Genomic DNA, 21,394 nt, shown 5'->3' on the forward strand with positions numbered 1-21,394 from the left:
CATTTCTTATTTTTCCTCCACCCCAATTTTTTTCTTAAACGGTAGCCAGGCGTATTGCCCTGCATTAATGGTATGGTCGTTTCTGTCTTCTGGCTCATACTTATCTTCCTTCCAGGAGTAGCTTTCCAGTTCACTAATGTGGTTCCTGCAGTGCTCCAAAACCCAATAAAAGCCCTGGGAAATCCATCCGATTTGCAGATGAATTCTGTCAATAATGGTCGTCTTTTTATAAGCATCAATAAATTGGTAAATGCATCCATAACGACGCTTATATTTCTTCAACTCCATAATGGTAGCCTGATCAGCATTATCGATAAACACATCCCGGGCCAGCCCCCATTCTTTTTGATTTCGCTCTAAAAAAGCGATGAACCGATTGACAATATCAGAGGGGGCTAAAGAGATTTCCAAGTCTTTGTTATTATAGACTTCTTCATCCAATACGACGATCTGGCCCTTTTCAGTAATCCCAATAAAAATCATGGCCAAGGCATCGGGACTCTTCTCAGAGTAAGCGGTGTCCAGCCCTGCAGTGAACCATCTAAAACTGAGTTTTTTGTCTTTGATTTGCTGTTTAACCCAGAACTTCGATTTAACGTGCTTCTGCCGATTAAAATTGCTGAAAATCAACCCAGTTGCTCGCCCACGAAGACCTTCAATCTTGTTCTTCCAAAGCTTTGTACCCCTGGGAACATTAGTCTTTATCTTCTCTAACTTTTCCGAAGAAAGTCCTAGATTATGGCTAAAAGAAAAGAACCAGTGGACCCATCCGGGTTTTGGCTCTTCAGTAAGCAATTCTTTGATTTCCATAGGTGTTTCCTCAGCCCATTCCGCTAAAGGGCGTGAACAATTGATGTACTCTTTATACACTGGCAAGTTCGGATCATCGGGGTTCAGTGTGGCCATGAGGTAGTCGCACCGCATCGAGGCTTCCCGCACATATTCCATATCAGCGATGTTAATTTCATCAATGTAGAGGCAGCCATACTGGCCACCAAGAGCTTTCTTCCACCTGGCCTTGTTGTCATATCCTAGTACGTAAATAATCTTATCACCACGACTTGTACGGAAAAGCAGATGGGGCAAGCTGTGCTTGCCTCTTCCCGAGGCATTGTACTCCACCAGTACTCCAAAGTCGTCCAAGATCCCGAGGTCTTTGTTGATAATGTTCTTCTCGATGGTGCCCAAGTCCAGGCCAGATAAGATGTGCAGCTTTTTATCGGACTCAGCCACCTTCAACATGAACTTAAAAATGCCGACGGTGGTTTTTCCCGCCGCAGTGGTGCCTTCGAGAAATTCTACTGGAGCATCACAGCGCAAGAAGGCTTTATACTTTTTCGAGAGTAGGAGTTGTTCATCCGCCATCGGGTGCCCTCCTCATCTGCTCAATGAGGTTGTCTAGTTTGGAGGTTTGGGTATCGAGGGAGCCGGATACGTCCACCCTGTCGGTAAATAAGCTCCACCGCTTCCCAAGGAGCTCCGCCGCCTTCAGCCGTTCTTTCTCATCGGGCGCCTTTTCCATTCTGGATGCAGACGAACAACCGTCACCGATGCCTTCCACCACAACAATTTCAGATCTACTCTCACCCCGCATGACGGAGGTGAGATACTCCATCACCTCCTGAGCCTCGGCCGTCTTGGCTGTTCGGATTTCTTCCAGGCGGCGGTCAATATAGGCTTTAACCTTAGCATTTCTTAGCATCTTTGATGCATTCACCGCCGCTGTCATATCCTTCTTAACGTTCGGATACGCAGCCTTGTAGGCACGGGTACCGTTCAGATCCACCAGGTATTCATCACAAAACCGCTTCTGCTTTTCCGTCATGCCCACAAGACCACCTCCTTTCGGACATTAAAAAAGCGCCGGGTTGGCGGCGCTTGAATTAAATCTGTTATTGTGCAATTCCTAGATAATCGATGAGGGCATCCTGTAACACCTGAGAAAAATTGACATTTCTCTCCTGTGCCCGAGTTGCCAACCATGCCGGGATTGTAAGATTTTTCTTCACTGTTTTTTTACCATGTTTTCTGGCATAATCCGCAATATCCAATACAAGATACTGTTTAAATCCACCATCTTCATCAACGGCGACATCTTGGAGATTACTTGCCTCCGGAACATCATTGCCTTCCTCGAGTTCTCCCAATATCCAGCCACTAGCTGCATCCTGTGCCATCTCAATAGCTTCTGGTAAAGACTCACCCTCTGATAAGCATCCCGGAAGATCCGGGACTTCGACAGTAAAGCCCTTACCTCCTTCCCATGGGTAAAAAACAGCGGGATACACTGATTTATTAGCCATTATGATTCCTCCTTGTTTTGTTTTTATGGAATGACATACTTGAATAAGAGTTGCAGTTGGGGCTATTTAAGCCCCGCCTGCTTTTTAATACTCTTCAGCGTACGAGGATCGATATCATCGTGCTTTGGTATTGGAACGGTTACTTTTCCGGGTTTTATTGGATGCTTATAATGATGGTGGGAACCTTTTGTTGCGCAATGTACCCAGCCATCCGCTTCCAACATTTTTATCGCCTCTTTAAACTTCAAGCTGTCACTCCTTTCTTAATTTGTATCTATATTATACGCCTTATGCGTATACATGTCAAATGTTTTATGCGTGTTATACGCACTATTTAAGAAAGGACGCCCTGTTGCCGCAGAACGCCCGAATGCCAAGAGGTTCAACTTACATATTTCTCATGTTATATAATATCATGAAAGCTCGGGACAAAAGGGACAACTTTAATTCTTATCAAGAAATCTGTAACATGCCTTCTTCACTCCATCCGCAGTATTCCCCCCACCAATATTCGCAGCCACTTGATTCCAGGTAAAACCATTCACATACCGATAAATGAGAATCTGCCGGATCAGGCTATCTCCAACACCCTCAATATACCGATTCAAGCGATTCAGTTCATACCAGCACTTCTGGATACTCAGTTCGATTAAAGCTTTTAAATCAGCCATTTCAGCCGCACAATTCCCGACCTTATCACTGCTCCCGGTTCCGTGCGGCATCCCTGTAATTTCTCCCGTCGTGTCATTCGTTGATAAATCCTCGAGTTCCTTCAGCCTTTTTTTATACTGCTCGATTTCCCGGTTAAGCCAATAAAGCTGGGATAACTCTTTTTTTGTCATTGACACCTCCATGATGTACACGCCTCATTGTCGCCCAACACTTCAAACCCATCCGCTATCCGGTTGCTATACGGGATCCGTATGCACCGTCCACCCACATGATAGCCGCACGTCCCACAGCACTTAACCGGCCGTATGATCCCCTCGGCCAGCTTGTAAGCTTCCAAGTCGTCAATCTTGATAACGTCCATACGCCACCCACAGTATCGCAGCACTCACCAAGGCAATACCTATCATCACCCAGATCATGGGCCACCCCACAAACACCAAGGCAAGCATCAAGCCCGTGCCAACCCCCACACCGATGACGGCCAGCAGGCAACCGACGACCAGGCAAAGCAGGACGGTATTAATCTTGCTCATATTCGCCCTCCATCACAAAGTCTGCCGCCACCAAATCCAACTCAGCAGCGATACACCCATTGTCCGACAGACGATAAATGGCCTTTAGGTCCCGGCCCGCTTTCGCCCTAGCTTTTTCGACCCCGGCTATCACGGCTTCTAAATTGCTGGCAGCCTCAATGGTACAGTGGCCGCCATTGTCATATACAATTCGGTATTTCATACGTCCTCCTACACCTCGATAAATTTCAGATAATACCTTTCTTCTTCCGACATACCCATTTCCATAAGATATACCTTCCATGTGTCGCCCAACGATTATCATTGATCTACCTCCAATCTCATAACAAATCCATTGCCGTCCCACTCTAGCGTCCATGGCCACGGCACCACATACACCGTTGTCCTGGTCTCCACCGTCGGCCGATCACCGGAATAGCCCCATACAGCAGCCACCACGAAGACCAATAGCAGCATAGCGATGATTAGGATTAGGCGCTTCACTCTCTCATCCATCACCGATTTCCGATCCTTTTGGGTTTTGCACTTCTAAATAATTCGCCATAACCTGTGCTGTTTTCATCCAGATAATCCTGGATATCTGCTAATTTCTGGTTTGACTGATTACAATCACCCTTTATAATTTCAAACAGTTTTCGGATGTCTGCTTTTCGATGCTTCTTTCGTCTGACGATTTTCTCGCCTCCATTCTCCGTATATTCGACCATTGCACCCTCATCAACACAAAGCTGATGCAGATTCAACCTAAGTATTCCAGCAGCCCCATACCCATTGTAAAAAGAGCCATATTCAACTTTAACCCACATTTTGTTTCACCTCCTTAATCCGGGCTTTCAATGCGTCCAACAAAGCATCCTGGGCCCGGCACTTGTGGTTTAAGGCATCCATCACCTGCTCATCCATACCGCCCTGAGTAATCAGGTGGTGGATAATAACCGTTTCCTCCTGTCCCTGTCGATGGAGTCGGGCATTGGCCTGCTGGTAAAGCTCCAAAGACCAGGTCAGGCCAAACCACACGACGATGTGCCCGCCGGCCTGTAGGTTCAGTCCATAGGCCGCACTGGCTGGGTGGGCCAGCAGGATATCTAGCTTCCCGGTGTTCCAGGCTTCGATATCCGCCGGGGTCTTCAGCTCCCCAATCCGTAGCTTCTGCTTGGCCAAAGCCTTTTTAATACGCTGCAGATCATGTCGGAAACTGTAAAATACCAGTAGGCTTTTACCAGATGCTGCTTCCACAAGCTCTCGAAGGGCGTCTATCTTGCAGTCATGGATTTCATAATCCTGACCATCCTCATCGTAGATAGCACCATTGCACAGCTGCAAAAGCTTATTACTAAGCACTGCTGCCGTGCTGGCATCAATGGTGGTTTCATCCACCGACAGCAGCATGGTCCGCTCCATTTCCAGGTATCGTTCCCGCGCTTGCTTATCCAGATAAACCGGTATGGTGTTGTCCATCCGCTCAGGTAGGGACAAATAATCCTTGGCTGACAAACTGATACAGATATCCGATATCGCCGCTTTGATGTTGTCCTCACTGCCATCCCCCAGCTTCCAGCTGTAAATCCGGTCAGCCCCGCGCTGATCCGGCTGGAAGTAGGTATCCCGATAATACCCCAGGGTCTTTCCCAAGCGCTGACCCTGGTCCAGCAGATACACCTGGGCCCAAAGGTCCAACATCCCATTGGGGGCCGGTGTCCCGGTCAGCCCATAGAGCCTCTGGATATGGGGCAGCACCAAGCGCAGCTTCTTGAAGCGTTTGGACTGGCTGTTCTTAAAGCTGGACAGCTCATCGATAACCACGCAGTCAAAGGGCCAGGCATTTTTGTAATACTCCACCAGCCACTGGACATTCTCCCGGTTGATTACCCAGATGTCCCCCGGCGTATTTATCGCCCGGATGCGCTTCTGCTTGCTACCCAGCACCGGGATAATCCGCAGCATCTTCAGGTGGTCCCACTTCTCGGCTTCTCTCGTCCAGGTATCTTCGGCCACACGCTTTGGGGCGATAACCAGGGTCCGCCGAATAGCGAAGCGGTTGTATCGCAGGTCATTGATGGCCGATAGGGTGATCACCGTCTTACCCAGGCCCATATCCAGAAACAGTCCCAGATGGGTTTCCCCCAGCATCCGGCTGATGCAATACCGCTGATAGTCATGGGGCTTAAAGATCACAAGCGCTGCTCCTTCCAGCGTGCGCCAGGGCGGCCCCCTTTTGCAATATCAGCCAGTACCTCTTTGATATCCACCTCCCGGTCAAGCAGATAAACCCGACATCCCAGTTTTAACAAGCGGTTCAGCTGCAGCACTTGGTTACGTGTGGGCTTTTTTCCCGCCTGCTTTAACTCCACGAATCCCACCTTCCCTTTCGGCAGGATAACTATCCGGTCCGGCACTCCGGTGTTTCCCGGGGAGGTCCATTTAAAACAGCGGCCACCCTGGCGTCGGGTTTCCTCCCGCAGCAGCCCTTCCAATTCTTTTTCCAGCATTGTTTTTTGCTCCTTTCTTTCTGCGTGTCTACACGCGCGTGTATGTAAGCGTCTGGGCATAGGATACGCGCGCCCTTTTTTATACTTATATATTTATATATAGATAAGTGTTTACAGTGTATGCGGGCCATTGAAAGCCCATATCCAGGCGCTTTCAGCGTAAACATGGCCCGTTTACAAGTCTTAGGATAAGTGTTTATTCCGTTTACGCTGTTTACAGTGTTTACAGGGTTAAATCCTCCCAAAGTGTTTACAAATCGGGGATCTGTTTACATTTTTAGGGGGCAAGTGTTTACAAATCTGGCCCAACTGTTATCACCTCAAAACCTCTTTGAGTGCCATAAGGGCCGCCGAATCGGGCAGTGGATTTAAACTTTTTACAGTTCTTAAGCCCTGCCAGAATCCCGTTAATATCCCTAGCATCCCGTTGCCCCATTAGCTTTAAATCATTCTGGAAGCATTCGCACCATACCTCTGCGGCACAAATCCGGTCCCTGGGAATCCGCTCTTCTAAGCCTTCCTGCTTCACGCCCTGGGCCCAATACACGCGTCTTGCCTGTAAGTCCCGCTGTGGCCAATCCAAGGGCACCGGCCGTGCGATAAAGTCCTTTATCATACTCTCCCGGGGGTCCACATTTTTATGGGCTTCCTGGGCCTCCTGGGCTTCTTCTTCGGCCCGTCCTGTCAGATACAAGGCTTCTCCCTGGGTGTATAAGATACTGGCCTCCGCCCAAATCTGGTCAACAACGTATGGCGTTAAATCGGTAAACACGCTTTTGGTGGCCTTCGCTTTATCTGCATCCACCGGCCAAAACCGTCGGTTCCCCGTTCGGTCCCGGAGAAAATCATCCTCATTGGTGGTCCCAAAGAAAACACAGCGCCTGGGAAAAGCCTCCGTCCGGCGGCCATAAGGTGCCCGATAGATATCATCCTGTTTGGATAAAAACTGCTTGATGGTGCCCATTTCGGACTTATTAAAGCCTTCCAGCTCCCCAACCTCGATAATCCAATAACCCTGAAGCAGCTCACTGGCTTCTTTGCCTTCGAAGGTCCGCAGGCTATCGGAGAACCAACTGCCACCCAATTTTTTGAAAAAGGTACTCTTCCCAATACCCTGGGCTCCGGTCAAAATCGGCATATTATCAAACTTGGTCCCCGGGCACCAGATCCGGGAAACAGCGGCCACCAGGGCTTTTTTAAGCACTGCCCGGGTATAAAGCGTATCCACCGCCCCAAAATAGTCAATTAGGAGGGTTTCAATTCGGGGAATTCCATCCCAGACTAGCTTCTGTAAATACGCCTTAATCAGATGCCGGCCATGCTTCTTGGCATGGATGGCCATAGCGTCCAGGATCTTCTGCTGTCCCGTGATGTTGTACATCTTCTCCATATAGTGCCTCAGGCCGGCGTCATCGGCATCATTCCAAGCTCTGGATAAATAGGGTCCGTCCTCCAGGGTCTCCCAGGGGAGCCGCCCGGAGACAACCGCCCGGTTGGCGAACTCGTCGTGCCAGAACCGTTCGACCAGATTGGGGTCATTTTCCAGGATGATCAGAGCATTGTCGATGGTCTTTTCATAACCACCGTTTGAGTTCATTTTGAGTTTACTGAGCCATTCCGTAGGATTGGCCGGTCCATCCGCTTGGATGCCCTCAAAATCTTCTGTGGCCTTCTCATAGCGTTCTTGAGCAATGAGGGCCTTCACCTGAGCATCCTCAACGCACAATTCCTTCATCGCCGTAAAGCTCGGCATCGCGGCCGCCGGGGTTCCTTCCTTGGCCCCGTCATCCATATCACTAAACTTATGGAGGCGGACCAGGTCAAAGGCATTGCAGAGCAGACCGCTGATGGGGTCTGTGGCATGATGGGAATAGATGAACTTCCCACCGTCGTATAAAATGGCCCCACCAACAGTAGACCCATCGGCGTAGGTATAGCGCCCAGGAATATCCGTCGGGGTGTAAGTCCCCGATAAAAACCGATCCATGGCCGCCGGTACATCGTAGATCCGGCAGAACGCCCCGACAACCCCTTTCTTTTCCAGGGGATCGCCCTGACGCTTCGCCCGCTGCTCCCGGACCTTGATGGCCCCTGGGATTTCCGGCCACTCAGCTACGTTGTGCCAATCCTCATACATGGACAGGATGCCCGTGCCCGATAGAAAAGGGTTATCCGCATAGGTATAGACGTATTGGCTGCCCATGTCCACGGACACCGAGGGCCAATACATGAGCCGGCAGACATCAAAGGTCGTCTGGTCCAGGATGGCCATATCCAGGTAACTGGATATTTTCCGGGCGATGGGTTCATATTCTTCAGCGGCACAGGTTTTATCCAGGGGAATAACGATGCGCAGCCGCGGGGCTGCCTCCTCATGCTTCCGGGTGGAGTAAATGACATAGGCACAGCCCAGGGAGGATACCGCCTGTAAAACGGCACCGGTTCCCCCTGCGGGGATATTATCGGCATCCAGGGTGATGAGGCAACGGTCTAAGACCTTATCGCTTTTACGGCGGTTCTCCCGGAGACGGCCACCCACGAATCCTCCGACATCCTTTAAATCATCCTGCTGATTCTTACGCATGGATTTATAAACGGCGAAGCTTTCCGGGGTCACCTTCGGCGTTGCCAGCTGGGTCACGAACTCCGACCACAGCATTTCCTGGGGGTACCAGTACACGCTGCGTCGACTGGGCCCCGTCGATATGGTTATTTTCTGATCATTAATCATGATTAATCCTTCTTGTAATAGGGGCTTAAGAACCCATCCGCATTTAGCGGTAAATCCGGGGCCCAACTTGGTGACTGGCACATAATTGTTTCGATACGGTGATAGCATTCGACGGCAATAGGCTCCGGTACTTCCAGGATAATTTCATCATGGATGTGGAACCGAATGGCATACCCGGCCTGATAGAGTCGGTATAGGGCATCTGCCAGGCAATCCCGGGCCACCGCCTGAACGATGTTTTCCGTCAGTTTCCCGCCGTAGGTCGGAACCAGCTCCCACTTCTTCGTCGTTTGGTTCTGGCCCTCAAACTGGACCTGCTTGCGGCCCATATCCCCAGGGACCACCACCGGGTTAGGATAGAACATCTTTCGACCCGATGGTAAGGTGATAAAGAGATTGTGTTCATCCCGGGAAAAGGTTACGCCGCAGCTCAAGGTCACCGGTTGGCAGAATTCCACACAGCCGATGGCCGCATTTTCCACCTGGTACCAGAAATCCCGGATCCGAGGATTGGCTTCCCGCCACCGTCTGACGATGTCGGGAAGTTCTTCTTCGGATAAGCCCATCTTAAGGGCTCCCATCTGGATCAGGGCTCCTTGGGCACCCTGATATCCCAGGGCCAGCTCCGCCACCTTTCCCTTTGCCCGTAGCGCATATTCCGGATTCCCCTTGACAATTTTCTCCAAGGGCACACCGAACATGGCGCTCGCAGAGGCTTCGTAAATCTTGCCGTGGGTTCTAAAAACATCCATTCGCCACTGCTCCCCTGAGAGCCAGGCAATCACCCGGGCTTCGATGGCCGAGTAATCGGCAATGGCGAAAACACAACCAGTCGATGGCACAAAAGCGGTCCGGATGAGCTGGCTCACAGTGTCCGGAACATTACCATACAAAAGCTTGAGCCCCTGAGCATCCTTCTTTTTAACTAAACCCCGGGCCACGTCAAGGGATGCGATATAATTACGAGGCAGGTTATGGACCTGAATCAGCCGACCGGCCCAGCGCCCGGTATGGGCGCCGTAGAATTGCAGCAATCCACGGACCCGCCCATCCGCACAACAGGCATTGGCCATGGTGTAATATTTTTTTATGCTGGTTTTGGCTAACTCCTGGCGGATACGCAGGCTTTGCGCCGCCTCGGGATAATCGTCTTTAAAAGCGTCGATTAAATCGGGCAGGATGCCTTTGGCCAAAGACGGGATTTCCCGTCCGGTGATTTCTTCCAGCCAGGCTTTGTGCTGGCTGGGGCTGTTGGGATTATCCAGTCCCGTAATCTGCCGCATATCGGCCATGAGCTCTTCGGTGGTTTCCTGGTCAATGGCAATGGCTCCACGGACTAAATCTTTATCGATTTCCACACCCTGGCTGTTCATCCAGATATCCATGACCCATAGTTGTTGTTCATGCTCCGGCAGCGGATAGGCCGCCAGGCGTTTCCGGATGGCCTTCTCTACCACCACATCCTGCTCACAATAATTTTTAAAGAGTTCCCATTGGTCCGGCTCATGTTCCGGCAGCGTCCGGGTGTAGGGTTTATTTTTCGTCGGCTTCCGAGGGATACAAAATTTACGGATTAAGGCAGCCCCCTGGCGGTCTTTCTGCTTATCCTCTGGGAATCCAAGGGCCAGGGCAATGCGCCCTAGTCCTGCCGGATAACCAGCGTAGAGTCCCTGGACCATGGTGCAGGACCATTGTTCCAGGGGAGCTTCGTAAAACTTATTGATGCAGTACCACTCAAAGGCAGCGTTATAGGCCGTCTTTTTTACCGTCGGGTCTTGCAGTGCCCAGATAACACGCTGCGGCAGCTGCCGTCCCTTTTCGGTCAGGTCAATCACTACCTCGGGTTCATCATCAAAGCTGAAGGCAAAGAGTAGGATTTCAAAGTCGGGGGACTGCACATATTTGTATAAGCCACAGCTTTTAATATCCACGCTGGAATAGGTTTCAATATCGATGCTCAGTTGTTGCATAGCCCCTCCTTTATGGTGCTAAAAGGCCCCGAAGGGCCTTACTCATAGTCCTAAAATGTCGGTGCCCGTCGGCACCGCTGTGGGATAAACCGCCTGAGGTGCGGCGGGGTAAGGAGGGGTCGCCTGCCCCGGATAGGCAGGCTGCAGTGCTGTGGGAATCCCCTGCTGCGGATAACCCGGTGCCATGGCTGGAGCCTGTCCCGCTTGCGGGGATACCTGTCCCGGATAAACTGGGGCCTGTCCCGATGAGTAGCCACTTTGGGTCGGCGGCATCCCCGGTGCTGCGGACGGGGCACCACCGGCAACCTGGATATTCCCAAAGTCATCGGATGCCTTCGTCCGCCCAGAGGACAAGGGCTCCCCGTCCCTGGTCTTCCACACGTTACCAAGGGAACATCGGATACCATTTTTTCCCCGGTTGTACGCATAGAAGGACACGGACACATAACCATAGCAACCGGAGTAGAATTCGTTTTGCCCAGTGGCAGGATGCCGGTCCTGGCCCACGACTACCTCAGGCGGGTAATCCGGATAGCTGGACGCCGTCATCACATAGTGCCCAGCGCATTCAGGCCCGAAGGCCTCCCCATTTTGTCGGGTACCGTCCCCATCGTAAATGGGGGACGAGATAACGGCAGGCATATTACCATTCCATTTTTTCGTCATCCCCTCCTGCTTGGCCGCTTCAATGGCCTGGAATACCTGCTGCACCAAAGCGGCATTGCTTTTGGGAATCAGGATGGTGGTCGAATACCGGGGATCCTGGTCTCCCTGGGGGCCGGCATAGGGTTGGAATACATGGACATAGCTAAAACGTACTTCGCCTAATACAATATTACTCATTGGTTGTTACCTCCTAAAATGGGACCGCAAGGTCCTTGAAATCATCTTCGGCCGACTTTGGCGTAAAGGGTGGCCGTTTATCGGATGCGGGTACCAGGGTGGGTTTTCCCTGGGGTTTGACGATGTCAGAAGACAATACTTCCTCAAAGGCTTTCTTGCCCATCAGTTTTTCAACGGCGGTTAGGGTGATGGGGCTGCGTTCATACAGTAGTGATTCAGCATACCCCTGAGCCATGACCTTTTTAAAGGCCCTATCAATATCGGCAAAGGCCCGGTTGCTCCGTCCCTCCACCACCTTCATCCCGGGCATCTCAGTACCTTTAAGGGCTTCTGCCAGAGCGTAGGCTTTTAACTGCTTCTGGTAGCCCACCAGGTCCTCCAGACGATTTAACATGGCCACAATCTCCACGGGGGCCATCAATGTTGGATCTTTCTTTTGCGTCTCGGCTTCCTGGAATTTCTGACCATAGGCAGGGCAAACCGGTTTTGCTTTACAAAATTTGCAATGCTCTCCGGGGGCGATGTCTCCCGTTCCAGCGTGAGCCATGGCGGCTATTGGCTTGACCGTATCCGCCCAACCCAGAAGCTCATCCAGGGTGTAGATATACTCAGAGTACTTATCCATCCGAGGCTGGATGATGCAGGTGGTCACCGTATCAATGGGATATAGCAGCTTATAGGCTTCATAGGCACCCATGGCGTAAAGCTTTAGCTGGCTATTATCCTTAGCGGAAACTTCAACATTTTTTCCATACTTCAGATCAATAACCCACATCTGGTTCCCGGACAAGATGACGCAGTCTGCGGTACCAAAGCCCTCAGGCACCCAGGTGGAGAAATCCACCCGCTTTTCGATGCCCACCATGGGCGCCGCCGGGGCCCCATAGGTGATTTGCTGGATGCGGTCAAGATAAGCATCGGTATAGCCATCCATCTCCGGAGCGTATAAGTCATCTTTTTTAAGGGCATTCAGCTTCTTGGTATACGTGGATTTCGCCATGGGGGTATAGTGCTTCGTGAGCTTTAGTTCGGCCATGGCATGGGCCAGGGTGCCTTCCGCCGCATAGGTGCTCGTGGTATCCGGAAACCGGGCCTCCATCCGGGCCGATGGCGGGCAGGCCAGCCAACGACTGGAAGCACTGGCCGACAAAACAGCATGGGCCGTCATACCGTAACCCCCATTTCCTTTAAGCGGGCAGCCAGTGCCGGGTATTGATCTGGCTTGACTTCTGTAAGAATGTTGGCCCCAAAGCTTTGGAGCAATGCCTGTAGCTCCGCCTGCCGACCAGCATCCATGAGGCCGGCCATCGGAATACGAAACTGATCGATGGTATAGGTTGGTGCCACAGCCGTCACCGGCGGCGGCGTAATGGGAGCAGTCGGAGCAGGCGCAATGGGTGGTATTGCCGCGGGGGGTGTTACGGGCGGTGCCTGCTGGATTGACGGTACCGGTGCAGCCGTTGAGATCGGCATCTGCGGCATGGGTACCGGGTTTGGGTTTACCGGCAACGGATTAACCCCTTGGGCTTCCGTCGGGAAAACCTGTTCCATAGTGGCTACAGGGACAGGCTGGCCACTCCCCAGGGGCAGCCCGCAGGTCATCTTTGCCCAGGTCTGCATTTCTTCAATACTGTCAAACACACAATTAATTTTCATCTTCATCATAACTCCTTCTCTAAAATAGTAATGGTATCCTCGATAGCCTTGATAATTTTCTCTTTGACCGATGCGGTAAACCGCTGCCGCTCACGGATGCTGGCATCCAACTTTTTAAGGGCTTCGGCAGATTCTTTTACCGTATCCTGCCAATACCGGATTTCCTCATAGGCAGAATCCAGATCGGTATCCGGATCATTCTCCTCTTCCGGTTCCGGTGGACGGAGTACCGACCACACCTCCGGTCCGCACCGCTGGGTAACCGCATCCTCTAAATCTTGTTCGGTCATGATGTACCGTGTGGTATCCGTTAGCGGACCGAAAAGCAGTTCGTAGGCCTCAATGTCGGGGTAACCTTTAAAGGCGATCACTCCTGGTATGCCAAACATGCACCCTCGCCTCCTTGCTTTCTCCGTTCCAGTTCTTTTTCCAACGCATAGATTACGGCATTGGATTCCCGGATTCCGACTTTACTTCCCGTCCGTACGATTTCCCGTCGCCTTCCGATTTCCCTGGTTCTGGCGGCCATTAGGTCGCCCCGTGTTGGCGCATTCATCAGTGCCCCACCGCCCCATCAGGTACAAAGTGCTTCTCCCGGTTCCGGATCAGCACCGGTCGGACGATGTTCTTCCCGTCGCTCCGCCGAAACTCCTTCGGTACGACATCATCCCAATCCAGGCGCCGGCGCATATCGTGGATGGCGTCCTTGTGTTTCCTTGAGCTCCGGATTCGCAGATTCTGCTGCCCATTCTGATTGTATTTAGCCATTGTTTTTTCCTCCTTGCTTGCCAAAACCACCAAAAGGCGGTATAATGGCATCAGATATTTTTCACCTGCACCTTCGGGAGTCCTATGTCCCGGGGTGCTTTTTTTATTCAAAAACTTGCGTAACTCTTGATGCCTCAATAGCATCCTCTATGCCCTTTCGTGGTTCGCCATTCACGCTCCATTGCGGAACGCTCTTGATGCTCGGCATCGTCACGAGGATTCGAGAGCATCCACGTTTCCTGAACTCCATCCTGTCCGGGCTCAACCGTTCAGCCTTGTAGCTCTTGCCAACCTTGTGCTTGGCCATCATCGGTACGATACCGTCAAATCGGTCACGTTCCTGATGCCCAGTATCTTCCCCCGGTCCGTCTGGAAGTACCTTTGTTTCCATGGACTTCACCGCATCGTCAAAATCCGGGTTGACTCTTGCCGGTCTCCCAACAACGGGCCGATTCCTTTTCAGGCGCTCCACCGTTTTTTTCAAATCATTGTTTTCCTCCTGCAATGCCGTCACCTCGATGACCAAAGCCTCGGCTCGCTGTTCCGCTTTCAAAACCGCATGATTGTGTTCGCAGCCATCACACATATCGTGATTTTCAATCTGCTCCCGGAGCCGGTCCGCCTCAGCTTTCCACTCCCCAACCTTGTCTCTCAGCTCCTCCACGTTGTCGATCAGCTGGTTGTTTTCATCCATCAATGCATGGATAGCAACCTCCTGCTGTTCAAGCCGTTTGTTCTTCCGCCGGATATCAATCCGCTGGTTCTCATTCTTCAACCGCAGTGGCATTACCTGGCCCACCATTTCGTTGTAGGCCTCCTGCGACACAAACGCGCATGCATCCGATTCCATCATTTCGCTCCTTTCATCATCGCAAATCCTCCCAAACCCACACCCCACCGGGTGCCATCAACACCATCAGCCACTCCCCGCCAATCGCCGGGGTTGACCGCATCCACAACACCGCCATGGCCACCACCAGAGCAGCAGCCACGGTGATTAAATATTTTTTCACTTTGCAACCTCCAATCCGCATTCCGGCACATCCGCTCGTACAATCTCCCGGGCCATTTCCTCTGGAGTCAGTCCAGTTAGGATCATGCAGAAGATCCGCCCGATTCCTGCGGCATCGCAGTCAAACTCACACGGCGTCCGATTGCCACTTTCCCGGTCAATACTCACTGTTTCCATTCTCCCCTCACCTCCTCTCTGAGTCTTAAATCAATCCGAACCTTAATAGTAAATCAATCAATTTCACCCATATATAAAGCCCCCCATATGTATTACATTCCACAATATATCGTAAAACATTTCCGATTGTTGTATAATTTAAACAACATATAGAAAGGAGGCTACTTATATGGCTAAAGGAAAATCCTGTAAACCATCCGCCAAGGTTAGTAAAGCAGGAAAAACACTTGCCACCAGCAACTCTAAACCTGCAAAATCTAAAGCGGGTAAAACATTAGCCGACCATAAGGCCGCAAGTCATTAAACTGTTCGAAACAGCAGCTTAGATATTTCGACCATCGCATTTACTTCTGCGTTGGTCGGATTATCTTTATTGGCAGTCCGGCTAACGAATGCCGACAAGTCAATGACCATCGCTTCATAGAGAGATTTTTCAGTCCTACTTTTTTTCATGCCACAACCTCCTTTCAATCTTCAAATCAATCCGGCCGAACACTTCCCTTTTATCTCCACTTCCATCGTGATATAATATCCGCATCAGCACTAGCATGCTGAAATCTGGGAAAGGAGGACGTGATAGTGCAAATGAACCCCGTATCATCAAGTAGGATGAACGCTGTTGGATGGGAAAATAACACAATGTACATTCAGTTTAAAGACGGCACAGTGTATGCTTATGAAAATGTCTCACAATCTGAATATCAAAATTTTATAAATTCCCCATCTCTAGGGTCTGAACTTCATCGCTTTGACAAAATACACCCTTACCACAGAATCTAAGATTATAGACGGTCAGCAATGGCCGTCTCTTTCAGCCTCTAAGCCAAACACATCTTGTGTCACACGCAATTGTGTATCTCTGATAATAATGGTTGTATATGGATTCCCATTCTCTTTTATCCAATTTCTAATGGGTATTGCTAAGTGCTTCAATTCTTTCATCTGTTCGTTCTCCATCCTCCTCACCTCCTTTCTGATTCTTAAGAAAACTTACTTGAATTGCGTAGCGCAATTTAATGTGAAAAAAAATATTCGCCAAATTTTCTTGAATCAATTTTCAACACAGTTGCCACTACTTCTGCTTCGTCTAAAGACATTGGACGAATTCCATTAATTTTTTGGTTCACAGTCGGAATGGCCAAACTCATTTCCGTCGCTAAATCTTTTTGGGTCATGCCTAGTTCGACCATCCGCCCCTTAATTTTTTTAGTGTTTAGCATATTACCTCCAATCTTGCACTACGCAATTCATAACGAAATTATAGCGCTACGCAACGCAATTGTCAATAGCGTAGCGCAAATTATATTTTCATATTTTTTTCACATTTATGCACACCGCAATTTTATTCTTGCAATACGCAAATTTTGAGCGTATAATACAGTTAAATTGACAATGAATCTAGGAGGTTCAATTATGACTAATTTAGAAATAGGGGAAAGGATAAAACTTGAACGTTGCGCCATGGGATTTACCATGCAAGAATTGGCCGACATGATTGGTGTAGCAACATCCACTATTCAGAGATATGAAACAGGATCAATCAAGAAAATTAAACTTCCTATAATTGAGGCAATTGCAAACAAGCTAAATTTAAACCCTTCATGGCTTGTTGGAAAGTCGGATGAAAAATATTCTGCTGAAACAAGTAATTCAGGAAAATGGACGTCTCCACCGCAATTAACAAACAAAGACCATAAAGACATTGAAAAGTTTATTAATAACATGGCGAATGAGTTATCCACCGCTGAAGGGCTAATGTTCGATGGAGAGCCAGCATCTGACGAAGATGTTGAGTCAATTATCAATGCAATGCGTGTTGGTGTTGAAATGGTCAAACTAAAAAACAAAGAAAAATACACACCAAAAAAATATCGAAAATAGCAGGTGCCGACATGATTGATACAGTAAGGAAAATCGTCGCCAAGTACAAGACCCGGGACCCGTTTGAAATAGCAGATGCCATGGGTGTTGTCACGATCACCGAAGACTTATCCGGTTCCACTAATGGGTTTTACTTTTACCATAATCGCAGTGGCGTCATATGCATTGACTCTAAATTGTCTGAAGAGAAATCTCGGGTTGTATGCGCCCATGAATTAGGGCATTATGTACTCCACCGCGAAGATAATAGCGTGTTTTTAAAAGGTTTTACGTATTACACTACAAATAAATTAGAAATTCAAGCAAATCGATTTGCAGCCCACTTGCTTATACCAGACGAAGTATTGCTGGATTATAGGGATTCCGGATTCTGCGTCAGCCAAATAGCCGCAGGTTTAGAAGTACCAAAAAGTATTTTAGAATTAAAGCTGGCGGATTGCCGGATTTAATATAAGGTCTACAGACGTAAAAAAGAAAGGAAATGTAATGGACGCTAAAGAGTTCCGATTCAAGTCGGGAACATCTGTATTAATTGGGGATAATATCCTGGAAATCAACAGAACAGATGCAAAAAGTGCAGCAAAAGGGTTATTTGCTGGTCGCGCAATGGGACAAATGACAATTAAGTTATCTGCTATTTCAGGGGTAATATATTATGCAGATTATTTAATGATTTGCGCCTCGGGTTTACCAACCCCTAACGATTTTAAAATTTCCAGTATCGGAGATATCAAACAATACCCTAATTGTATTGTTGCAAAAAATGAAGAGTTAAGAGAGCTATATGATGTCTTAATCCGCGTTGTGCATTCAAGAAATTAGTTAAGTGAAAGGTATAAAAAATGATTGATGATAACAACAACAATAATAATGAACAATTTGGAGAAGATCCGTTTGGACGTCAAAGCAATCAACCCAACACAAAGCAACCCGATGATACTCCGCCAAAAGAAAAATGGTACAAAAAAACATGGTTTACTGTTGTAATGTTAATTTTCTTCTGGCCTGTTGGTTTAGTATTAATGTGGGTTAACAAAAAATTCAACATGGTAGCACGCGTTATTATCAGCGTTATTTGTGGATTTATTCTTGTCGGAATGATAACGAATCCAACTTCGACAAAGACAACAACCACTACTTCGTCAACTACGCAAACCACGGTATCACAACCGAGTGCAACAGTAGCACCGACACCCACTCCCACTCCAGAACCAACGCCTGAGATTACCACCTCACAGAAAAATGCATTGCGATCAGCAAAAAGTTATTTGGGGTATTCCGCATTTTCATATTCTGGGTTAATTAGCCAATTAGAGTATGAAAAATATTCCACGGAAGATGCTACATATGCCGCGGACAATTGCGGCGCTGACTGGAATGAGCAGGCAGCAAAGGCAGCCAAACAATATCTTGATTACACTTCTTTTTCCAGAGATGGGCTAATCGATCAATTATTGTATGAAGGCTATACTGAAGAACAAGCAGAATATGGAGTGAATTCTGTCGGCTTATAAATAAAAAAAACGCCGCCCTAGTGCTACCAACACTAAGACGGCTTGACATACCGAGCCGGATGGCTACAATACGCCTTATCCAAGCATAATTGTACCATCCAGCCCGGGTTTTTACAACAAATTAATGGAGGTACACTATGAATAATTGCGTTGTTTATGCCCGATTTAGCTCTGACAATCAGCGGGACGAAAGCATCGACGCCCAGGTCCGCGCCTGTAGAGACTTCTGCAAACGCAGTGGAATGATCATCACCCACATTTACGCTGACGAAGCGCGGTCCGCCACAACGGACAGGCGGCCCGAATTCCAGCAGATGATTGCCGATTCTGCCAGTGGTGATTTCAAATTCGTCCTGGTCCACAAGCTGGATCGTTTCTCCCGGGACCGATACGACAGCGCTTTTTACAAAAGGCAACTTAAAAATAATGGTGTCCGGCTCATGAGCGTCCTGGAGAACCTGGACGACTCTCCCGAATCCATCATCTTGGAAAGCGTCTTGGAGGGCATGGCTGAATATTACAGCCGGAATTTAGCCCGGGAAGTCATGAAAGGCCAACTCGAAAATGCCTATAAATGCAAACACACTGGCGGACGCACACCCTATGGGTTCTCACTTAATGGCGATAAGCAGCTCATCATCAATCCAGAGGAAGCCGAAGTTGTTCGGGTCATTTATGAAATGTACACTCGCGGTGATGGCTACAAGGCTATTTGCACCCGTCTGGATGAAATGCGGGCCAGGACAAGGAACGGACGAAACTTCTCAGCCGGGACGGTTCGAGAAATTCTCACCAACGAAAAATATTCCGGTGTCTACGTGTTCAATCGTTCGGCGCCGAAGGCCAACGGCAAACGCAACAACCATGCCAGCAAAAGCCCGGATGAAATCATTCGGATTCCAGGCGGATGCCCAGCCATCGTATCGGAAGAAACATTCCGCACTGTCAAAACCCGAATGTCTAAGAACCTGCGAACAGGTGGTCGATATAATGCCAAACGGATGTACATCTTAAGCGGCGTCATCCACTGTGGTGCCTGCGGTGGAGGGATGTCTGGAAGCAGCATCCGTGGTGGACGAAGTAAAAAGCTATACCACTATTATATCTGCAACTCCAAAAAATATAATAAATCCTGTAAAGCCAAAAGCATCAACGCCGACACCGCAGAGGATCTGGTGCTTCGCCTCCTCCTCGACAAAGCCATGGCGCCTACGGCGATCCACTCCGCCGCCGAAGCCGTCCTGGAAACAATGGGCTCAATCTTTGACAACCAGAGCCAGCGCTTAGACGAACTGAAAAGCGCCATGTCAAGCATCGACACGCAAATCGCTAACCTGATTGCCGTGATATCGGAAGGTGTCTTTTCCCCGGCAATCAAATCCAAACTGGAGGATCTTGAACATCGCCGAGATGAATTGGAAAAAGAAATTAGGAAGATTTCCTCTTCCGATAAGTCTGATGTCCCCAAGAGCGTCCTCTCCGTGGAGAAATCCATCATCCAGCACAAAGACCTTCTGCGGTCCGACCGAACCGTCCAGCGCACCGTTATCGACGAAATCGTCGATGATATTCGGGTATTCCCGGACCGATTGGAATGTGATGTCAATTTTTTTAGACTGTACCCGGTGCGCCTGTCTCCACCATAAATCGACATAAAACCGCTGGATTCAGCGGTTTTTTTATTTTTGGAGGTTGGCCCCTGCTCAAAAAGCATTAAAAGACATAAAATCTGTAATAATCTCAAAATAGCACTAAAAAAATCTCCCAAAATGATATATAATGTTATAAACATATACCACGAACCAAAGGAGATTTTCATGCAAGAACTTAAAGACCGTATTTTAAAGGATGGCGTTGTCAAACCCGGCAATATTCTAAAGGTTGACAAATTTCTAAACCACCAGATCGACGTCACCCTTCTCGACCACGTCGGTGAAGCATTTAAAGAACGGTTTTCGGATAAACCCATTAATAAAATCCTGACCATTGAAGCCTCCGGCATCGGTATCGCCTGTATCGTCGCCCAGCACTTCGGAACCCCAGTGGTGTTTGCCAAGAAAAACCGCAGCACCAACATCAGTGACCAGGTCTATAAAAGCACGGTCATGTCTTATACCCAGAATAAAAACTACGATATTATGGTTTCTGGGGAATTCTTATCTCCTGAGGACCACATCCTCGTTATCGATGATTTTCTGGCCACTGGCCATGCCCTGGAAGGGCTCATTGAGATCATCGCCCAGGCCGGTGCCACCCTGGAGGGCATTGGCATCGTGGTTGAAAAGGGATTTCAGGAAGGCGGAAAGAAGATTCGTGAGCAGGGTATCCAGCTGGAATCCCTGGCCATTGTGGAGGATATGTCCTCTGGAGAAATCATTTTTCGGTAAGTCAAAAATACCATCGTCCCCCTCGAAAGGGGATGGACGATGGTATTTTTTATTGGTTCTATGTCAAATGTTGGGGTAAAGCCAAAAGAAAAAGAAATACCAGGGACAGCAAAAAAATCAGCTGTCCTTTTTCTATGCCTTCATCATATAGAGAATACGGTTTCTAAAACGCTTGAAATTAGAAACACCATAGGCATTACGCTTTAACACTTTGATTTTATTGTTCACCCCCTCCGTATAGCCATTGGTATAAGGGTGGTCGAAGTAATTCAGGATTTCCCTCGACCATCGGGTGAAGGTCTGGCAGCAGCTGCTGAATTCTTTCATTCCATCGAGCTGGACCTCGGCAATCCAACGGCTGAGGAGGCTTTCGGCCTCTTGACGGGATTTGGCGTGGAAGATATATCCGAATTTCAGTTTAAAGTAATACGCCTTTTGCAGTGCTTTTGAGGATTGGA

General features: G+C 49.0%; 34 protein-coding genes. 8 read left to right on the plus strand and 26 right to left on the minus strand.

What is annotated here, in order from left to right:
• Positions 1-6 precede the first annotated feature (6 nt).
• The 22 genes from BLU30_RS10215 to BLU30_RS10315 form a co-directional block, all read right to left on the minus strand.
• On the minus strand, positions 7-1,365 hold the full coding sequence (locus BLU30_RS10215; protein ID WP_090246084.1) for a terminase: 1,359 nt from the start codon (positions 1,363-1,365) through the stop codon (positions 7-9).
• Positions 1,355-1,825 carry a terminase small subunit gene (locus BLU30_RS10220; protein ID WP_090246143.1) on the minus strand — a complete coding sequence of 157 codons (471 nt, stop codon included), beginning with the start codon at positions 1,823-1,825 and terminating at the stop codon, positions 1,355-1,357. The genes BLU30_RS10215 and BLU30_RS10220 overlap by 11 nt, the downstream gene beginning before the upstream one ends.
• A gap of 67 nt (positions 1,826-1,892) precedes the next feature.
• Positions 1,893-2,303 carry a type II toxin-antitoxin system HicB family antitoxin gene (locus tag BLU30_RS10225; protein WP_090246086.1) on the minus strand — a complete coding sequence of 137 codons (411 nt, stop codon included), beginning with the start codon at positions 2,301-2,303 and terminating at the stop codon, positions 1,893-1,895.
• Between the two features lie 62 nt (positions 2,304-2,365).
• On the minus strand, positions 2,366-2,551 hold the full coding sequence (locus BLU30_RS10230) for a type II toxin-antitoxin system HicA family toxin (RefSeq protein ID WP_090246088.1): 186 nt from the start codon (positions 2,549-2,551) through the stop codon (positions 2,366-2,368).
• 195 nt (positions 2,552-2,746) lie between these two features.
• Complete coding sequence (locus BLU30_RS10235) at positions 2,747-3,145, minus strand: hypothetical protein (protein WP_090246091.1); 399 nt, start codon at positions 3,143-3,145, stop codon at positions 2,747-2,749.
• 171 nt (positions 3,146-3,316) lie between these two features.
• Complete coding sequence (locus tag BLU30_RS10240) at positions 3,317-3,508, minus strand: hypothetical protein (protein WP_090246094.1); 192 nt, start codon at positions 3,506-3,508, stop codon at positions 3,317-3,319.
• Positions 3,495-3,710, minus strand: coding sequence for a hypothetical protein (locus BLU30_RS10245; RefSeq protein ID WP_090246095.1), 216 nt, complete (start codon positions 3,708-3,710; stop codon positions 3,495-3,497). Before BLU30_RS10245 ends, BLU30_RS10240 begins: the two co-directional genes overlap by 14 nt.
• 98 nt (positions 3,711-3,808) lie before the next feature.
• Entirely contained in the window at positions 3,809-3,991 is a 183-nt protein-coding gene (locus BLU30_RS10250) for a hypothetical protein (protein ID WP_176770901.1), read from the minus strand.
• An 11-nt stretch (positions 3,992-4,002) separates the two neighbouring features.
• The gene (locus BLU30_RS10255; protein ID WP_090246099.1) at positions 4,003-4,314 is read right to left on the minus strand and encodes a hypothetical protein; all 312 of its coding nucleotides are present in this window, start codon (positions 4,312-4,314) and stop codon (positions 4,003-4,005) included.
• Positions 4,304-5,683 carry a DEAD/DEAH box helicase gene (locus tag BLU30_RS10260; RefSeq protein WP_090246101.1) on the minus strand — a complete coding sequence of 460 codons (1,380 nt, stop codon included), beginning with the start codon at positions 5,681-5,683 and terminating at the stop codon, positions 4,304-4,306. The genes BLU30_RS10255 and BLU30_RS10260 overlap by 11 nt, the downstream gene beginning before the upstream one ends.
• Positions 5,680-5,997, minus strand: a complete 318-nt coding sequence (locus tag BLU30_RS10265; protein WP_090246103.1) for a PDDEXK family nuclease — start codon at positions 5,995-5,997, stop codon at positions 5,680-5,682. Before BLU30_RS10265 ends, BLU30_RS10260 begins: the two co-directional genes overlap by 4 nt.
• A 292-nt stretch (positions 5,998-6,289) precedes the next feature.
• Positions 6,290-8,728, minus strand: a complete 2,439-nt coding sequence (locus BLU30_RS10270) for a virulence-associated E family protein (protein WP_176770902.1) — start codon at positions 8,726-8,728, stop codon at positions 6,290-6,292.
• A 2-nt stretch (positions 8,729-8,730) separates the two neighbouring features.
• Positions 8,731-10,698, minus strand: a complete 1,968-nt coding sequence (locus BLU30_RS10275) for a DNA polymerase (RefSeq protein WP_090246105.1) — start codon at positions 10,696-10,698, stop codon at positions 8,731-8,733.
• 42 nt (positions 10,699-10,740) lie between these two features.
• The gene (locus BLU30_RS10280; protein ID WP_090246107.1) at positions 10,741-11,541 is read right to left on the minus strand and encodes a DUF2815 family protein; all 801 of its coding nucleotides are present in this window, start codon (positions 11,539-11,541) and stop codon (positions 10,741-10,743) included.
• Between the two features lie 13 nt (positions 11,542-11,554).
• Entirely contained in the window at positions 11,555-12,709 is a 1,155-nt protein-coding gene (locus tag BLU30_RS10285; RefSeq protein WP_090246109.1) for a DUF2800 domain-containing protein, read from the minus strand.
• A complete protein-coding gene (locus tag BLU30_RS10290) occupies positions 12,706-13,206 on the minus strand; it encodes a hypothetical protein (RefSeq protein WP_143024229.1) in 501 nt (166 codons plus the stop codon). The genes BLU30_RS10285 and BLU30_RS10290 overlap by 4 nt, the downstream gene beginning before the upstream one ends.
• Entirely contained in the window at positions 13,203-13,586 is a 384-nt protein-coding gene (locus tag BLU30_RS10295; RefSeq protein ID WP_090246113.1) for a hypothetical protein, read from the minus strand. The genes BLU30_RS10290 and BLU30_RS10295 overlap by 4 nt, the downstream gene beginning before the upstream one ends.
• Positions 13,565-13,753 carry a hypothetical protein gene (locus tag BLU30_RS10300; RefSeq protein ID WP_090246115.1) on the minus strand — a complete coding sequence of 63 codons (189 nt, stop codon included), beginning with the start codon at positions 13,751-13,753 and terminating at the stop codon, positions 13,565-13,567. The genes BLU30_RS10295 and BLU30_RS10300 overlap by 22 nt, the downstream gene beginning before the upstream one ends.
• The gene (locus BLU30_RS10305) at positions 13,753-13,965 is read right to left on the minus strand and encodes a hypothetical protein (protein WP_143024230.1); all 213 of its coding nucleotides are present in this window, start codon (positions 13,963-13,965) and stop codon (positions 13,753-13,755) included. The genes BLU30_RS10300 and BLU30_RS10305 overlap by 1 nt, the downstream gene beginning before the upstream one ends.
• Before the next feature lie 103 nt (positions 13,966-14,068).
• Positions 14,069-14,818, minus strand: coding sequence for a hypothetical protein (locus tag BLU30_RS10310; protein ID WP_143024231.1), 750 nt, complete (start codon positions 14,816-14,818; stop codon positions 14,069-14,071).
• A gap of 13 nt (positions 14,819-14,831) precedes the next feature.
• Positions 14,832-14,978, minus strand: coding sequence for a hypothetical protein (locus BLU30_RS14255; protein WP_176770903.1), 147 nt, complete (start codon positions 14,976-14,978; stop codon positions 14,832-14,834).
• Positions 14,975-15,154, minus strand: a complete 180-nt coding sequence (locus tag BLU30_RS10315; RefSeq protein WP_090246121.1) for a hypothetical protein — start codon at positions 15,152-15,154, stop codon at positions 14,975-14,977. Before BLU30_RS10315 ends, BLU30_RS14255 begins: the two co-directional genes overlap by 4 nt.
• Positions 15,155-15,323: 169 nt before the next feature.
• Between BLU30_RS10315 and BLU30_RS14645 the strand changes: the two genes are divergently transcribed.
• Positions 15,324-15,458: a hypothetical protein gene (locus tag BLU30_RS14645; protein ID WP_278286250.1), complete on the plus strand. Its 135-nt coding sequence runs from the start codon at positions 15,324-15,326 to the stop codon at positions 15,456-15,458.
• Here BLU30_RS14645 and BLU30_RS14260 read toward each other — a convergent pair.
• The gene (locus BLU30_RS14260; protein ID WP_176770904.1) at positions 15,455-15,607 is read right to left on the minus strand and encodes a hypothetical protein; all 153 of its coding nucleotides are present in this window, start codon (positions 15,605-15,607) and stop codon (positions 15,455-15,457) included. The two genes, BLU30_RS14645 and BLU30_RS14260, sit on opposite strands and share 4 nt — an antisense overlap.
• 156 nt (positions 15,608-15,763) lie before the next feature.
• Here BLU30_RS14260 and BLU30_RS10320 point away from each other — a divergent pair, with 156 nt between their 5' ends.
• Complete coding sequence (locus tag BLU30_RS10320) at positions 15,764-15,934, plus strand: KTSC domain-containing protein (protein WP_278286251.1); 171 nt, start codon at positions 15,764-15,766, stop codon at positions 15,932-15,934.
• A 12-nt stretch (positions 15,935-15,946) separates the two neighbouring features.
• Here the strand turns inward: BLU30_RS10320 and BLU30_RS14265 are convergent, their stop codons facing one another.
• Both BLU30_RS14265 and BLU30_RS10325 read right to left on the minus strand, forming a co-directional pair.
• The gene (locus BLU30_RS14265) at positions 15,947-16,111 is read right to left on the minus strand and encodes a hypothetical protein (protein WP_176770905.1); all 165 of its coding nucleotides are present in this window, start codon (positions 16,109-16,111) and stop codon (positions 15,947-15,949) included.
• Between the two features lie 56 nt (positions 16,112-16,167).
• The gene (locus BLU30_RS10325; RefSeq protein WP_090246125.1) at positions 16,168-16,374 is read right to left on the minus strand and encodes a helix-turn-helix domain-containing protein; all 207 of its coding nucleotides are present in this window, start codon (positions 16,372-16,374) and stop codon (positions 16,168-16,170) included.
• Positions 16,375-16,567: 193 nt separating this feature from the next.
• Between BLU30_RS10325 and BLU30_RS10330 the strand changes: the two genes are divergently transcribed.
• The 6 genes from BLU30_RS10330 (at position 16,568) to BLU30_RS10355 (ending at position 20,936) form a co-directional block, all read left to right on the plus strand.
• Entirely contained in the window at positions 16,568-17,035 is a 468-nt protein-coding gene (locus BLU30_RS10330) for a helix-turn-helix domain-containing protein (protein WP_176770906.1), read from the plus strand.
• Between the two features lie 11 nt (positions 17,036-17,046).
• A complete protein-coding gene (locus tag BLU30_RS10335; protein WP_090246131.1) occupies positions 17,047-17,484 on the plus strand; it encodes an ImmA/IrrE family metallo-endopeptidase in 438 nt (145 codons plus the stop codon).
• A gap of 37 nt (positions 17,485-17,521) precedes the next feature.
• Positions 17,522-17,857, plus strand: coding sequence for a hypothetical protein (locus BLU30_RS10340; protein ID WP_090246132.1), 336 nt, complete (start codon positions 17,522-17,524; stop codon positions 17,855-17,857).
• 20 nt (positions 17,858-17,877) lie between these two features.
• On the plus strand, positions 17,878-18,549 hold the full coding sequence (locus BLU30_RS10345; protein WP_242873565.1) for an Ltp family lipoprotein: 672 nt from the start codon (positions 17,878-17,880) through the stop codon (positions 18,547-18,549).
• 137 nt (positions 18,550-18,686) lie between these two features.
• The gene (locus BLU30_RS10350; RefSeq protein WP_090246134.1) at positions 18,687-20,195 is read left to right on the plus strand and encodes a recombinase family protein; all 1,509 of its coding nucleotides are present in this window, start codon (positions 18,687-18,689) and stop codon (positions 20,193-20,195) included.
• Between the two features lie 171 nt (positions 20,196-20,366).
• A complete protein-coding gene (locus BLU30_RS10355; RefSeq protein ID WP_090246136.1) occupies positions 20,367-20,936 on the plus strand; it encodes a xanthine phosphoribosyltransferase in 570 nt (189 codons plus the stop codon).
• 132 nt (positions 20,937-21,068) lie between these two features.
• On the opposite strand, the gene BLU30_RS14545 is transcribed toward BLU30_RS10355, so the two are convergent.
• The coding region (locus BLU30_RS14545) for a transposase (RefSeq protein WP_242873566.1) at positions 21,069-21,394 on the minus strand (326 nt) is incomplete at its 5' end.

This window comes from Eubacterium barkeri (assembly GCF_900107125.1).
Classification (GTDB): Bacteria; Bacillota; Clostridia; order Eubacteriales; family Eubacteriaceae; genus Eubacterium_O; species Eubacterium_O barkeri.